Annotated in this window: 15 protein-coding genes; 9 read left to right on the top strand and 6 right to left on the bottom strand. The window is 73.7% G+C overall.

Going from position 1 to position 13,875, the window contains the following annotated elements; all coding sequences use genetic code 11:
• Positions 1-17: 17 nt before the first annotated feature.
• Complete coding sequence (locus tag HFV08_RS25840) at positions 18-1,169, bottom strand: NADH-quinone oxidoreductase subunit D (protein ID WP_168542872.1); 1,152 nt, start codon at positions 1,167-1,169, stop codon at positions 18-20.
• A 256-nt stretch (positions 1,170-1,425) separates the two neighbouring features.
• On the opposite strand from HFV08_RS25840, the gene HFV08_RS25835 reads away from it, so the two are divergent.
• Positions 1,426-1,887, top strand: a complete 462-nt coding sequence (locus HFV08_RS25835; protein ID WP_168542928.1) for a PH domain-containing protein — start codon at positions 1,426-1,428, stop codon at positions 1,885-1,887.
• Complete coding sequence (locus tag HFV08_RS25830; RefSeq protein ID WP_312885827.1) at positions 1,884-3,443, top strand: PH domain-containing protein; 1,560 nt, start codon at positions 1,884-1,886, stop codon at positions 3,441-3,443. The genes HFV08_RS25835 and HFV08_RS25830 overlap by 4 nt, the downstream gene beginning before the upstream one ends.
• A gap of 60 nt (positions 3,444-3,503) precedes the next feature.
• Here HFV08_RS25830 and HFV08_RS25825 read toward each other — a convergent pair whose 3' ends face one another.
• The 4 genes from HFV08_RS25825 to HFV08_RS25810 form a co-directional block, all read right to left on the bottom strand.
• The gene (locus HFV08_RS25825) at positions 3,504-4,592 is read right to left on the bottom strand and encodes a hypothetical protein (RefSeq protein ID WP_168542871.1); all 1,089 of its coding nucleotides are present in this window, start codon (positions 4,590-4,592) and stop codon (positions 3,504-3,506) included.
• A gap of 162 nt (positions 4,593-4,754) precedes the next feature.
• On the bottom strand, positions 4,755-5,732 hold the full coding sequence (locus tag HFV08_RS25820) for an ABC transporter substrate-binding protein (RefSeq protein WP_168542870.1): 978 nt from the start codon (positions 5,730-5,732) through the stop codon (positions 4,755-4,757).
• 160 nt (positions 5,733-5,892) lie between these two features.
• Positions 5,893-6,573 (bottom strand): ABC transporter permease, encoded by a 681-nt coding sequence (locus tag HFV08_RS25815; protein WP_040249974.1) that lies wholly within the window; start codon positions 6,571-6,573, stop codon positions 5,893-5,895.
• Complete coding sequence (locus HFV08_RS25810) at positions 6,570-7,373, bottom strand: ABC transporter permease (protein ID WP_168542869.1); 804 nt, start codon at positions 7,371-7,373, stop codon at positions 6,570-6,572. The genes HFV08_RS25815 and HFV08_RS25810 overlap by 4 nt, the downstream gene beginning before the upstream one ends.
• Before the next feature lie 152 nt (positions 7,374-7,525).
• On the opposite strand from HFV08_RS25810, the gene HFV08_RS25805 reads away from it, so the two are divergent.
• From HFV08_RS25805 to HFV08_RS25775, 7 genes are all read left to right on the top strand, one after another.
• Positions 7,526-8,683 (top strand): ABC transporter ATP-binding protein, encoded by a 1,158-nt coding sequence (locus tag HFV08_RS25805; protein ID WP_168542868.1) that lies wholly within the window; start codon positions 7,526-7,528, stop codon positions 8,681-8,683.
• A 127-nt stretch (positions 8,684-8,810) separates the two neighbouring features.
• Positions 8,811-9,779 carry a dihydropteroate synthase gene (gene folP / locus HFV08_RS25800; protein WP_376770719.1) on the top strand — a complete coding sequence of 323 codons (969 nt, stop codon included), beginning with the start codon at positions 8,811-8,813 and terminating at the stop codon, positions 9,777-9,779.
• 56 nt (positions 9,780-9,835) lie between these two features.
• A complete protein-coding gene (locus tag HFV08_RS25795) occupies positions 9,836-10,288 on the top strand; it encodes a nuclear transport factor 2 family protein (protein WP_078845424.1) in 453 nt (150 codons plus the stop codon).
• A gap of 444 nt (positions 10,289-10,732) precedes the next feature.
• Positions 10,733-11,092 (top strand): dihydroneopterin aldolase, encoded by a 360-nt coding sequence (folB, locus tag HFV08_RS25790; protein ID WP_359707626.1) that lies wholly within the window; start codon positions 10,733-10,735, stop codon positions 11,090-11,092.
• Positions 11,089-11,700 carry a 2-amino-4-hydroxy-6-hydroxymethyldihydropteridine diphosphokinase gene (gene folK / locus HFV08_RS25785; RefSeq protein WP_168542866.1) on the top strand — a complete coding sequence of 204 codons (612 nt, stop codon included), beginning with the start codon at positions 11,089-11,091 and terminating at the stop codon, positions 11,698-11,700. Before folB ends, folK begins: the two co-directional genes overlap by 4 nt.
• Before the next feature lie 57 nt (positions 11,701-11,757).
• On the top strand, positions 11,758-12,249 hold the full coding sequence (locus tag HFV08_RS25780; RefSeq protein WP_168542865.1) for a DUF3180 domain-containing protein: 492 nt from the start codon (positions 11,758-11,760) through the stop codon (positions 12,247-12,249).
• A gap of 62 nt (positions 12,250-12,311) precedes the next feature.
• Entirely contained in the window at positions 12,312-12,998 is a 687-nt protein-coding gene (locus HFV08_RS25775; RefSeq protein WP_168542864.1) for a hypothetical protein, read from the top strand.
• A 174-nt stretch (positions 12,999-13,172) separates the two neighbouring features.
• Here HFV08_RS25775 and folE read toward each other — a convergent pair whose 3' ends face one another.
• On the bottom strand, positions 13,173-13,778 hold the full coding sequence (gene folE / locus HFV08_RS25770; protein WP_168542863.1) for a GTP cyclohydrolase I FolE: 606 nt from the start codon (positions 13,776-13,778) through the stop codon (positions 13,173-13,175).
• Positions 13,779-13,875: the final 97 nt, after the last annotated feature.

Below are 13,875 nucleotides of genomic sequence, written 5' to 3'. Positions count from 1 at the left end.
CCCGGAACCGCCCCGGCTCACTTGTCGATGTCGCCCACGACGAAGAAGAGCGAGCCGAGGATGGCGACCATGTCGGCGACCAGGGTGCCGGGCAGCAGTTCGGTCAGCGCCTGGATGTTGTTGAAGGAGGCCGAGCGCAGCTTGAGCCGGTACGGGGTCTTCTCGCCCTTGGACACCAGGTAGTAGCCGTTGATGCCGAGCGGGTTCTCGGTCCAGGCGTAGGTGTGGCCCTCGGGGGCCTTGAGCACCTTGGGCAGGCGCTGGTTGACCGGGCCCGGCGGCAGTTCGGCGAGCCGGTCGAGGCAGGCGCCGGCGAGTTCCAGGGAATTGTGGGTCTGGTCCAGGAGGCATTCGAAGCGGGCCAGGCAGTCGCCGTCCTCGCGGGTGATGACGCGCAGGGTGTCCTGGAGTTCCCCGTAGGCGAGGTAGGGCTCGTCGCGGCGCAGGTCGAAGTCGACGCCGGAGGCGCGGCCGATGGGTCCGCTGACCCCGTAGGCGTGGACCGCCTCGGGGGACAGGACGCCGACGTCGCGGGTGCGGCCGCGGAAGATCTCGTTGCCGAGCACCAGGTCGTCGTAGACGTCCATCCGGGAGGTGACGTCGGCGACGGCCTGCCGGGCGCGGCCGAGCCAGCCCGCGGGGAGGTCCTCCTTGAGTCCGCCGACGCGGTTGAACATGTAGTGCATCCGGCCGCCGGAGACCTCCTCCATCACAGCCTGGAGTTCCTCGCGCTCGTGGAAGGCGTGGAAGACGGGGGTGATGCCGCCGAGTTCCAGCGGGTACGAGCCGAGGAACATCAGGTGGTTGAGGACCCGGTTCAGCTCGGCGAGCAGGGTGCGCAGCCAGACCGCGCGGGTGGGGACCTCCATGCCGAGCATGCGCTCGACGGCGAGGACCACGCCGAGTTCGTTGGAGAAGGCCGAGAGCCAGTCGTGGCGGTTGGCCAGCATGATGATCTGGCGGTAGTCCCGGGCCTCGAAGAGCTTCTCCGCGCCGCGGTGCATATAGCCGATGACCGGCTCCGCCTTCTCGATCCGCTCGCCGTCGAGCACGAGCTTCAGGCGCAGCACTCCGTGCGTGGACGGATGCTGGGGCCCGATGTTGAGCACCATGTCCGTGCTCTCGGCCGCACCGCCGACGCCGATCGTGGTCTCCGTCGTGGGACTCATGCGCACAGTCTCCCCTACGTACCCTTGCGGCATGGAGACGGGGAGCGCGCGGGACGCGGAGCACGGCACGCCGGGGGCGGAGTCCGGGCTGCCGGGTACGCGGGGCGGGGCGGCGGAGGCCGGGGCGGTCGCGGGGTCGGCGGGTACGCCGGGTGCCGGGGCGGAGCCGGCGGGTACGGCCGGTGGCGCGGCGGTCACGGAGCCGGCCGGTACGGCGGTTCCCGCGGGTACGGCGGATGCCGGGCCGGCGGCCGGGCTGCCGGTGTGGGTCGGGCTTCCGGAGGGGCTGCTGCGGATGCGCAGGCTGCTGCTCCTGCTCTGGCTGGTGCCCGTGACGCTCGCCGCGGGGGTGCTGCCGGGCGTCTTCGCGGGCCCGCTCTGGGCGCTCGCCGCCCTGCTGCCGCTGGCCGGGCTGCTGTGGGGGTGGCGCATGCTGCACCGCAACTGGCGCTCCTGGCGCTACGCGGAACGCTCCGACGACCTGCTCATCAGCCGGGGCGTCCTCTTCCACCAGGAGACCGTGGTGCCGTACGGGCGGATGCAGTTGGTCGAGGTCACCTCGGGCCCGCTGGAGCGCCGCTTCGGCCTCGCGGGGGTCCAGCTGCACACCGCCGCCGCGGCCACCGACGCGCGGGTCCCCGGCCTCGACCCGGCCGAGGCGGAGCGCCTGCGCGACCGCCTGACCGAACTGGGCGAGGCCCGATCGGCGGGGCTGTGAACGGCGCGGAGAAGGGCGGCGCGGCGAAGGGCGGCGCGGGGGCGGTGGATCGCGGGTACCCGGACCCCGGATCCGAGGACGGCCGGTCCCAGGACCGCCGATCTCAGGACCACGAATCCCAGGACGGCCAATCCCGGGACGGCCGATCCCAGGACCACGGATCCCAGGACAGCCGATCCCGGGACGGCCGATCCCAGGACCCCGGACCCCACGACGGCCCGTCCCCCTCCACCCACGAACGCCGCCTCCACCCCTTCACCCCCCTGCGGCGGGCCTGGGCGCCGTTCGCGGTGGTCGTGGGCTGGGCCGTGCACGATCCGGACCACGCCTTCGAGCGGCTGACGGATCTGTCGCTGCTCGCCCTGCTGCTCGGGCTCGGCGCGCTGATCGCGGCCGCCGCCCTCTACGGCTTTCTGAGCTGGTGGTACACCCACTTCGCGGTGACCGGCACCGAGCTGCGGATCCGTACCGGACTGCTGTTCCGGCGCACCGCCCATATCCGCCTGGACCGCTTGCAGGCGGTGGACGTGACCCAGCCGCTGCTGGCCCGGGTCTTCGGGGTGGCCAAGCTCCGGCTCGACGTGGTCGGCGCGGAGAAGAAGGACGAGCTGGCCTATCTCTCCGAACCGGACGCCCGTGCCCTGCGGGCCGAACTCCTCGCCCGGGCCGCGGGGTTGGCGCCCGAGACGGCGCACGAGGTCGGCGAGGCACCGGCCGAGCACCTGCTGCGGGTACCGCCGCGCTCGCTTGCCCTCTCGCTCGTCCTGAGCGGCGGGACCTGGCTCGCGCTGTTCGGCGCGCTGCTCCTGCCGGCCGCGCTGTGGTTCGCCACCCACAGCCCCTGGACGGTGCTCGCCACCGGGGTGCCGCTGCTGGGTGCCGCGGGCGCGCGCAGCGCCGGGCGCTTCGCCGCCGAGTACGACTGGACGCTGGCCTCCTCCCCCGACGGCCTGCGCATCGACCACGGCCTCCTGGACCGCGCGCACGAGACCGTCCCGCCGGGCCGGGTGCAGACGGTGCGCCTGATCGAACCGCTGCTGTGGCGGCGGCGCGGCTGGGTGCGGGTCGAGCTGAACGTCGCCGGGTCCAGCAACTCGGTACTGGTGCCGGTGGCCCCCCGGCCGCTCGCCGAGGCCGTGGTGGCGCGGGTGCTGCCGGGGGTCACCGTGCCCGCCGGCTTCGCCCGCCCGCCGCGCCGCGCGCGCTGGAACACCCCGCTGTGGTGGCGGGGCCACGGACTGGCCGTCACCGAGGCGGTGTTCGCCACCCGGCAGGGGCTCTTCGAACGCACCGTCCACCTGGTCCCGCACGCCAAGGTGCAGAGCGTCCGGCTGAACCAGGGCCCCTGGAAGCGGGCCCTGGGCCTCGCGGACCTCTCCGTCGACACCGGCGCGAACAAGACGGTCACCGCCCGGCTCCGGGAGGACGCGCAGGCCGCCGCCCTGCTCCGGGACCAGGCCGACCGTTCACGGACCGGCCGCCGCGACGCGGGACCGGACCGCTGGATGACCGGCCGCGGAACCGGGGAACCCGTCACCGCCGCGGAAGCCCGCTGAGCCCGGACCTGCGGGACCGCGCCCGGCCGCGGGGCTACGACACCGCGCTCGGCCGCGGGCCTAGGACACCGCGCTGCGCAGTTCCGTCATGTCGATCGGCTCGGTGTCGTCGTGCGCCGTCAGGTCGATGACCTGGCCCACCGCCTGCTCGCGCAGACCGGCCGGGCGGTAGCGGGACTCCGACTCGGCCTTGTGGACCGCGAGGGCCTCCTCGCCGACGACGTCCGCGAGGTCGCTGTTCTGGGCGGCCTCCAGGGCCGCGGAGGAGGGCGCCGCGTGCTTGGTGCCGAAGAAGTCGAACCCGCCCTGGGGGACGGCGCGGCGGGCGGAGGCGGGCACCGCCGCCGCGGCCGGCACCGTGAAGTGACGCGGAGCGGCGGCCGTACGGGTGTGCTCGCCGGCCGCCCCGGCATTCCCCCGTGCCTCGCCCTCCTTCGGCCCGGCGCCCTGGCCGGGGATCCGCGGCGCGGGCGCGGGTGTCAGCGGTGCGTTGCCGAAGGCGGAGAAGCCGTCGCCTTTGGCGCCGGGCCGGTTCACGGTGCCGTGCAGCGCGCCGCCGGTGCGCTCGCCGCGGGCCGCTCCCGGGCGGCCGCCGCGGGCCAGCCGGTCCAGGGCGGCGTTGGCCTCCCGGAAGAGGGTGGAACCGGTGGGCGGGGTGACGACCGGGGCCGCGGTCAGCGCCCTCGCGGGCACGCTCGCCTCGATCGCGAGCCTGCGGCGGCCCTCCAGGGCGCTGGCGCGCTCGGTCTCGGCGGTGGCGTAGCGGCGCAGCAGGGCGGCGTGCTCGTTGCGCAGGGCGGCGAGTTCGGTGCGCTTGGCGCGCAGCTTCTGCTCGATGCGGGTGCGGACCTCGCGGGACTCCTCGAGGTCCGACTCCAGCTCGGCGGTGCGTTCCTCGTAGCGCCATTCGTCGCCCTTGCGGGCGCGTTCCAGTTCGGCGACACGGCGGCCGGCGACCCGGTCCCAGCGGCGCATGACGACCGCGCCGACGAGAGTGGGCACCGCGGCGGCCGCGACCAGGCCACGGAGCAGCGTCGGCTCCGTGAAGAGCCAGGCCCCGGCGGCGCAGGCGACGGAGACCCCGGCGATGGCCGACGGGGGGAGGAGCCTGTGCAGGGGTGGGGAATGGCGGTGGCGTCCACGTGGCATGGCCAGAAACTTACCGCGCGTACGGGAATCGTGGTGGCCGGGCCGGCAAAAAACCGGTACCCGGCGGCCGTGATTCTGCTTTCCGCCCGCCGTGAATAGCGGCCCGGCGGCCCGCGGCCTCCCCGCCCCCGCTCATTCCCTCACTTCCCGCTCACCTTTTGCTCACTTCTTGAGCAGCCCCTTGGACTCCAGGTACTCCTTGGCCACGTCGGCCTCCTTCTGCCGCTCGGCGTCGACCTTGCGGTTCAGCTCGATGAGGTCCTCGGTGGTGAGGGTCTCGGTGAGCTTGCCGAGTGCCGCGGCGACCTCCTTGCCGCCCGCGTCCTTCGCGTTGACGACCGGCAGGATGTTGTCCGCGTTCTGGAGCTTCTTGTCGTCCTCCAGGAGGACGAGGCCGAAGGTCTTCAGGGTGGCGTCGGTGGTCGTGGTGAGCGCCAGCTGGTCGGTGCCGTTCTTGACCGCCTGCTTGGACTGGGTGGTGCCCACGCCCTTGGGGTCGATTCCGGTGACCTTGATTCCGTACGTCTTCTTCAGACCCGGTGCGCAGAAGGGCCGGGACTCGCATTCGTCACCGGCGGCGATCTTGACTTCCTCGCCCGACCTGCCGAGATCCGAAAGGGTCTTGAGCTTGTGCTTCGCGGCGAAATCGGCGCTGACCGCGAAGGCGTTCTGGTCGACGGCCTCTCCGGCGGGCAGCACCTTGAGGCCCTGCGGCTCGGCAAAGCCCTTGAGCGCGGTCAGCGTCGCGTCGAGATCGCTGGAGGCGGCGGCTTTCGCCTTGGGGCCGTTCTTCTTCAGGTTGAAGAATTCGGTGAGGGTGGCCGCGTATTCCGGTACGACGTCGATGGTGCCCTTCTCCAGCTCCGGTTCGTACACCTCGCGGTTCTGCACGGTCTTGGTGGAGGCGTCGTAACCGGCCTCCTTGAGCACCTGCACATAGAGCTCGGCGAGGACCTTGGCCTCGGTGAAGCGAGCCGCGCCCACCACGAGCGAGCCCTTCGTGCCGCCGCCGGAGTCGCCCTTGCCGTCGTCCTCCAGGCTGTCGCCGCCGCAGGCCGCCAGCGAGCCCGCGAGCGCCGCCGCCGCGAGGGCGGCCACCGCGGCCCGTTTCCTTCTGCTGTTCATCGCCCTGCTGTTCATCGCCGTCCCCATTCGGAATTTCCAGGAAGTCGCTACTGCTCGGGAAGTCACTGCTACTGCTCCCGCGGTACCGCGGGTCCTCGCGCGCCGGTCGCGGAGATCGGTGAGATCGGTGAAGGGCGCCGGTGGTACGGGGCGCGCGGGCCGTACGGGAGAAGGCTCACCGGGCCGTTCCCGAGCGGCCGCGCATCGGGTCGAAGGCCTTGCCCGCGAGGACGAGCGCCGCCTCCACGAGCAGGGCGAGCAGGGCGACCAGGAAGGCGCCCGCGACGACCTGCGGGGTGTTCTGGAGGTTGAACCCGGCCGTGATGATCCGGCCGAGGCCGCCCTCCCCCGCCATCGCGGCGAGGGTGGCGGTGGCGACGACCTGGACGGCGGCGGAGCGGATGCCGGTCATCACCAGGCCGTAGGCGAGCGGGAGTTCGACCCGCCGGAAGACCTGGCCGCCGCTCATGCCCATGCCGCGCGCCGCCTCGACCACCGAGCGGTCCACCTCGCGCATGCCGAGGTAGGCGTTGGTCAGCATCGGCGGCACCGCGAAGAGCACCAGCGCGATCAGCGTCGGCAGGTCCCCGTGCTCGCCGAGCGGGGTGAGCGTCAGCAGCACCAGGACCGCGAGGGTCGGCACCGCGCGGCCGATGTTAGAGATGTTGACCGCGAGCGCGCCGCCCTTGCCGAGGTGGCCGAGCCAGAGCGCGAGCGGCAGCGCGATCAGGCAGGCCACGGCGAGGCAGACGCCGCTGAAGTACAGGTGCTCGGTGAGGCGGTGCCAGACGCCTTTCTCGCCCTGCCAGTTGGCGCCGGTGGTGAGCCAGTCCCAGGCCCCGGATATCGCGTTCATACGGGATCAGCCGCCTTCGCCACGCTCGCGCCGCCGGCGCTTGCCGCTGCCGTGTCCTCCGCCTTCGCGAGCGGGCCGCCGCCGCCCGCTCCCGGCCGCCTCCGTATACGCGGGCCGCTGCTCGCCCTGGTCGCCCTGGTCGCCCTGGTCCAGGGGGTGAGCAGCCACTGCACTCCGAGCAGCAGCAGGTCGGCGGCGAGCGCGAGCAGCACGCAGAGCACGGAGGCGGTGAGCACCTGTGCCTTGAAGGTGGTGTCGAGCCCGTCGAGTATCAGGCTGCCGAGGCCGCCGTAGTCGACGATGGCGCCGACCGTGGTGAGGGCGACCGTGGAGACGGTGGCGATGCGCACCCCGGCGAGCAGGGCCGGGAGGGCGAGCGGGAGTTCGACCTCCCACAGGAGCCTCGCCGGTCCGTAGCCGAGTCCGCGGGCGGCCTCCTTGGCCTCCTCGGGGACGGCCTGCAGCCCGGCGAGGATGTTGCGCACCAGGATGGTGAGCGAGTACATCACCAGGCCGGTGACCACGAGCGAGGCCGAGAGCCCGAAGAGGGGCAGCAGCAGCGAGAACATCGCGAGCGAGGGCACCGTGTAGAGCACGGTGGTCAGCCCGAGCACCGGTCCGGCGAAGGCCTTCCGGCGGGCGAGCAGCGCCAGCGGGAAGGCCACCAGGACGCCTATCGCGACCGAGGCCGCCGTGATGCCGATGTGCTGCACGGTCGCGTCCGTGAGGTCCTGTGACCGCGAGCGCAGGTACTCCCCGCAGATCCAGTCGTTCGCCACCAGGCAGTTCTGCTTGCTCACTCGCCCCACCTCCCCCGAATCCCCTGAACATATGTGCGTCGACCTGAGACAGTCGATCGCTGGCGACCCTAACCCCGGGCACCGACAATCACCGAGGGCCGTCGTACCCGCGCAACATGTCCTTCACAATCCGCCCACCACAATGGGGACCCATGATTCGGTTCGAGAACGTCACCAAGCGGTACGCGGACGGCACCACGGCCGTCGACGAGCTGTCCTTCGAGGTCGCGGACGGCGAGCTTGTGACGCTCGTCGGGCCCTCCGGCTGCGGCAAGACGACCACCATGAAGATGGTCAACCGGCTCATCGAGCCGTCAAGTGGCCGGATATTCCTCGACAACGAGGACATATCGACCGTGGATCCCGTCCAACTGCGGCGCCGTATCGGCTATGTGATCCAGCAGGTCGGCCTCTTCCCGCACAAGACCGTCCTGGACAACACCGCGACCGTGCCGCATCTGCTCGGCACCGGCCGCGCCAAGGCCCGCGCCCGCGCCGCCGAACTCCTCGACCTGGTCGGCCTCGACCCGAAGGTCTACGGCGAGCGCTACCCGGAGCAGCTCTCCGGCGGCCAGCGCCAGCGCGTCGGCGTCGCCCGCGCGCTCGCCGCCGACCCACCGGTGCTGCTCATGGACGAGCCCTTCGGCGCGGTCGACCCGGTGGTCCGCGAACGCCTGCAGTCGGAGTTCCTGCGCCTGCAGCAGGAGGTGCGCAAGACGGTGCTCTTCGTCACCCACGACATCGAGGAGGCGGTCCGCCTCGGCGACCGCATCGCGGTGTACGGGCAGGGCCGCATCGAGCAGTTCGACACCCCCTCCGCCGTCCTCGGGGCGCCCGCGACCGACTACGTCGCCGACTTCGTGGGCGCCGACCGCGGCCTCAAGCGCCTGTCGGTCACCCCCATCGAGGAGAGCGACCTCGAACAGCCGCCGGTCGTCCACCTCGACGACACCCTGCCGCGCGCCCTCGACGCCCCCTGGGCGGTCGTCCTGGACTCCGCGGACGAGCTGCACGGCTGGATCTCCGGCGCCCACGCCGCCGAGCGCACCGGTTCGGTACGCGAGCACGCCCGCCGGATGGAGGCCTGGCTGCCGCTCGGCGCCTCCCTGAAGCAGGCCTTCGCCACCATGCTCCAGCACGACGCGGGCTGGATCGCCGTCCTGGACAAGGACGAGCACCGCTTCCTCGGCGTCCTCACCCCGGCGAAGCTGCACGAGGCCCTGCGGCGCTCCACGGCCGCCGACGCCCAGGCCATCGCCCGCGCCGAGGTGCAGCTCGAATCCGTGGACGCGGTGGTGGGCAGCCTCTGAGGCGGCCCCCGATCCGGACCGGCGCCCGTACCCGGCACACAGCCGCCCGCGCTCCGGCCGCCCCGGCGCGTGCGCGCACACCCCGGCGCCCGGGCGGCCACCGCGCGCCGGGGCCTACGCTGAGGGCATGAGTGCGTTGCGTGAGCCCCAGGACCGCGGCCGGGTGGCAGGGCTGCCCCGGTGGGACCGCTGTGCCGTGATGGGCGTGGTCAACGTGACGCCCGACTCCTTCTCCGACGGCGGCCGCTACTTCGACCCGTCCACCGCGGTCAAGGGCGGCCTGGACCTGGTGGCCCAGGGCGCCGACCTGGTCGACGTGGGCGGCGAGTCCACCCGCCCCGGCGCCGCCCGCGTCGACGAGGACGAGGAGCTGCGCCGCGTCCTGCCCGTGGTGCGGGGCCTGGCCGCCGAGGGCGTCACCGTCTCGGTGGACACCATGCGCGCCTCGGTCGCCGAGAAGGCCCTCGCCGCCGGGGCCGTCCTCGTCAACGATGTCAGCGGCGGCCTCGCCGACGAGGCGATGGTCCCGGTGGTCGCCGCCGCCGGTGCCCCCTTCGTCGTCATGCACTGGCGCGGCTTCCTGGAGGGCGTCACCGTCCGCGGCTCCTACACGGACGTGGTCGGCGAGGTCCTCGGCGAACTGCGGGCCCGGGTGGACGCCGTCGTCGCGGGCGGCATCGCCCCCGACCGCCTCGTCATCGACCCCGGACTCGGCTTCTCCAAGGAGGCCGAGCACGACCTCGTCCTCCTCGCCCACCTCGACCGGCTGCGCGCGCTCGGCCACCCGCTGCTCGTCGCCGCCTCCCGCAAGCGCTTCCTCGGCCGCGTCCTCGCCTCCCCCGGCGGCTCCCCGCCGCCGGCCCGCGAACGCGACGCCGCCACCGCCGCCGTCTCCGCCCTCGCCGCCGACCGGGGCGCCTGGGCGGTCCGGGTCCACGAGGTGCGGGCCACCGCCGACGCGGTCCGGGTGGCCCACGCCGTGCAGCAGGCCCGTACCGCCGCTCCCGGCGCAACCGGCACAACCGGCGACAGGACGGCCCGCACCGCCGCCCGCCCGGCATCCGGCCCCACCGGCACCCCCGGAGAGACCCTGTGACCTCGACGACCGACACCGAGGACGTCCAGCTCGCGAACACCGCCTTCTACGAGGCCATGGAGCGCGGCGACTTCGAGACCCTCACGGGCCTGTGGCTGGACCCCGCCGACATCGCCGCGACCCCCGGCGCCGAGGGCGCGAAGCCGGACGGCGCGAGCCCCGCCGAGGTCTCCTGCGTGCACCCCGGCTGGCCGCTGCTCACCGGCCGCGGGGAGGTGCTCCGCTCGTACGCGCTGATCATGGCGAACACCGAGTACATCCAGTTCTTCCTCACCGATGTGCAGGTCTCGGTGCTCGCCGACACCGCCCTGGTCACCTGCACCGAGAACATCCTCAGCGGCGGGCCCGCCCCCGCCGAGGGCGAGGACCCCGGCCCGCTGCTCGGCCAGCTGGTCGTCGCCACCAACGTCTTCCGCCGCACCGCCGAGGGATGGAAACTGTGGTCGCACCACGCCTCCCCGGTACTGGCCGAATCCGATGAGCCCGAAGGGGACGAGTCGCCCCTGTGAGCGGGTGGACCCCCGGTACGGCGGCCCGGCTCCCCAGCGCCCCGACCGGGGCCACGCCCGGCCCCGCGGCCCCCGGCGGGCCCCCGTCCGCGGGGACCGTCACCCCTCGCGGGTAGATTCGATCAGGCCGAAGCCGCCGCCGAAGGGGCAGGAGCCGCCCGGCGGGGTACGAGCCACCGGGCGGGGGCCGCACACCACCGCGACCGCGCGGGAGCGGTACCCGGGGGCCACCCGGGCACCCGCACCACCGGCCGCGGCCCGCGCCGCCGTGACAACAGACCCACCGCACACCGAACCAGAGGGCGCACCGCCGGGGCCCGGCCGTCCCGCGGACCGCGCCCGCCGAAACCGCCGAGGCCGCCCGCGGGCGCCCGAGGCACACCGCTCGTACGAGCCCGGAGCAAGCCGCTCGTCACGAGCCCGAGCACTGCAGGAGTGATCCGCGTGGACCGTGTCGCGCTGCGGGGCCTGAGGGCCCGCGGACACCACGGAGTCTTCCCCCAGGAACGCGAGGAGGGCCAGACCTTCGTCGTCGACCTCGTCCTCGGCCTGGACACCCGGCCCGCCGCCGCCACCGACGACCTCACCAGGACCGTGCACTACGGGATCGTGGCGGAGGAGGTCGTGGCCGTCGTGCAGGGCGAGCCGGTGGACCTGATCGAGACCCTGGCCGCGCGGATCGCGGAGGCCTGCCTGCGCCATGAGGGCGTCGAGGAGGTCGAGGTGTGCGTGCACAAACCGCAGGCCCCGATCACCGTCCCCTTCGACGACGTGACCGTCACCATCACCCGGAGCCGAGTATGACTGCCTTCCCGAGCGAGGATCCCACCGATCCGACCGTCCAGCCGGTGCCCGCCGCCGTGGTGGAACAGGTCGACGCCGCCGACACCACCCTCAGCAACCCCCACCTCGCCGTGCTCTCCCTCGGCAGCAACCTCGGCAACCGCCTGGAGACCCTCCAGGGCGCCGTCGACGCCCTGGAGGACACCCCGGGCGTACGCGTCAAGGCGGTCTCCGGGGTCTACGAGACCGAGCCCTGGGGCGTCGACCCGGACAGCCAGCCCGCCTACTTCAACGCCGTCGTCGTGCTGCGCACCACGCTGCCGCCCGACTCCCTCCTGGAGCGCGCCCAGGCCGTCGAGGAGGCCTTCGACCGGGTGCGGCACGAGCGCTGGGCGGCCCGCACCATCGACGTCGACATCGTCACCTACGGCGAGGTCCGCTCCGAGGACCCGGCGCTGACCCTGCCCCACCCGCGCGCCCACGAACGCGCCTTCGTCCTGGTGCCCTGGCTGGACGTCGAGCCCGCGGCCCAGCTGCCCGGCCGCGGCGAGGTGGCCGCGCTCGCCGAGTCCGTCGGCCGCACCGGCGTGGTGCCGCGGCCGGACCTGGAACTCAGGCTGCCGGAATAGTCGTTAGGGTCGTGGGGACGGGCCGCGAGGCGGCGGCCCGACCGGCGAAGGGACGAAGTGGAACAGCTGCGCATCAGGACACTGGCCGGGGTCTTCCTCGCGGCCGGGCTCGTGTGCTGGGCGGGCGCCCGGCTCTGGGACTCCAAGGGCACCCTGCCGAAGGTGCCGCTCGCCGCCCCCATCGTGCTCGCGGTGATCGCGGTCGTCCTGCTCGCCACCGCCCTGTCCCTGCGCACCCGCCTCAGGGCCCAGCGCGAACGCCGCCCCGGCGCCAAGGGCGTCGACCCGATGATGGCCGCCCGCGCGGTCGTCTTCGGGCACGCCAGCGCCCTGGTGGCCGCCCTGGTCGCCGGCATGTACGGCGGCACCGGCGCCTACCTCCTCGAATTCCTCGACCTCCCCGACCGCCGCGACCAGGCCTTCTACGCCGGGGCCTCGGTCCTCACCGGCATCGCGGTGATAGCGGCCGCCTTCTTCCTGGAGCGCGTCTGCCGGCTCCCCGAGGACGAGAACGACGAGAACGGCACGGGCGCCACCCGCGCGACCTGAGCCACCGGGCGCCCCGTCCGCCCATCTCTCACCTTGCGTAGCCGGTGCGTAACTTAGGGCCCATGACCCTGCGCACCACCGCCACGGCACTCGGCGCCGCGCTCCTCTGCGCGAGCACCGCCACCCTCGCCTCCCCGGCGGACGCCCTCGCCCGCCACTCCCCCGCGGTCGCTCCCGCCTCCCCCGCGGTCGCTGCCGCCTCCTTCTCGGCCGCCCGCGCCGTGGCCGCCCCCCTCTCCGCCGCGGCCGCCCCCGGCGCGCCCGCCGCCGGGGACAGCGGCAAGCTCCCGGGCCCCTGCCTCGGCGGTCCCGCGACCGGGGCGGACATCCGGCCGGACGGCGCGGCCCCGGGCTGGTTCTACCGCTGCTCCGGGAAGACCCCGTACCGCAAGCCCTGCCCGGCCGGTCGGCACTGGAGCGGGCTGCTCGCCGCCTGCGCGCTCCCGGCCCGGGCCCGCTACGCCACCGATCTGGAGACGGAGCCGGTGCGCTCGCTCACCGCGGGGCCGCTGCGCGCCCACCTGACGGTCGAGGCCGAGGGCACCGGGATCGCCGACGCGCGGATCACCTTCACCACCCCCGAGGGCACCCCCCTGTGCGCCGCCCGCACCACCGTCAACGGCGAGGCCGCCTGCACCCCGCGCACCCGGCTCCCGGGCGGCAGGCCCCTGTCGCGCGGTTTCACGGCCAAGTACGCGGGCAACGGCGCGGCGGAGGGGTCGACGGCCTGGGGCGAGTCGGAGGGCTGAGCCGAACACCCCCGGTACAGCAGCCGGCAGGGACCGGAGGTCGGCCCGGGCGCCCCCCGGCAGGACCCGGGGGCACCCCGGCAGGCAGGACCCGGCGGTCAGCCCGGCGAGCACCCGGCGGCAATCCGGCGCGCAGCACGGCGGCAGTCCGGCGAGCACCCCGGCAGAACCGGTTCAGCGCGCCATGATCAGGCTCATCGCCTCGGCCCGGGTCGCCGGGTGGCGCAACTGGCCCCGGACCGCCGAGGTGAGGGTCTTCGCGCCCGGCTTGCGCACCCCGCGCATGGTCATGCACATGTGCTCGCACTCCACCACCACGATCACCCCGCGCGGCTCCAGTATGTGCATCAGCGAGTCGGCGATCTGCGTGGTCAGGCGCTCCTGGACCTGCGGGCGGCGGGCGTACACGTCCACCAGGCGGGCCAGCTTGGACAGTCCGGTGATCTTGCCGTCCGAGGACGGGATGTAGCCGACGTGGGCGACCCCGACGAAGGGGACCAGATGATGCTCGCAGGAGGACATCACCTCGATGTCCTTCACCAGGACCATCTCGTCGTGCCCCAGGTCGAAGGTCGTCGTCAGGACGTCCTCGGGCTCCTGCCACAGCCCGGCGAAGATCTCGCGGTAGGCCCGGGCCACCCGTGCCGGGGTCTCCCGCAGGCCCTCGCGGTCCGGGTCCTCGCCGACCGCAATGAGCAGTTCCCGTACGGCGTTCTGAGCACGCTTCTCGTCGAAGGTGCCGATGCTTCCCTCGCCGTCCAGGGTCACCGGATCGGTCATCTGTGCCTCGTTCCTCGGGTGTGACAGGCGGACATAAACGAAATGCCGCGGCCCCCAGGCTAGAACCTGGGGGCCGCGGCATCCATTCCGGGCCCAT

The organism is Streptomyces physcomitrii, assembly GCF_012273655.1.
Classification (GTDB): Bacteria; Actinomycetota; Actinomycetes; order Streptomycetales; family Streptomycetaceae; genus Streptomyces; species Streptomyces physcomitrii.
This window is presented reverse-complemented; position numbering and strand designations above follow the sequence as displayed.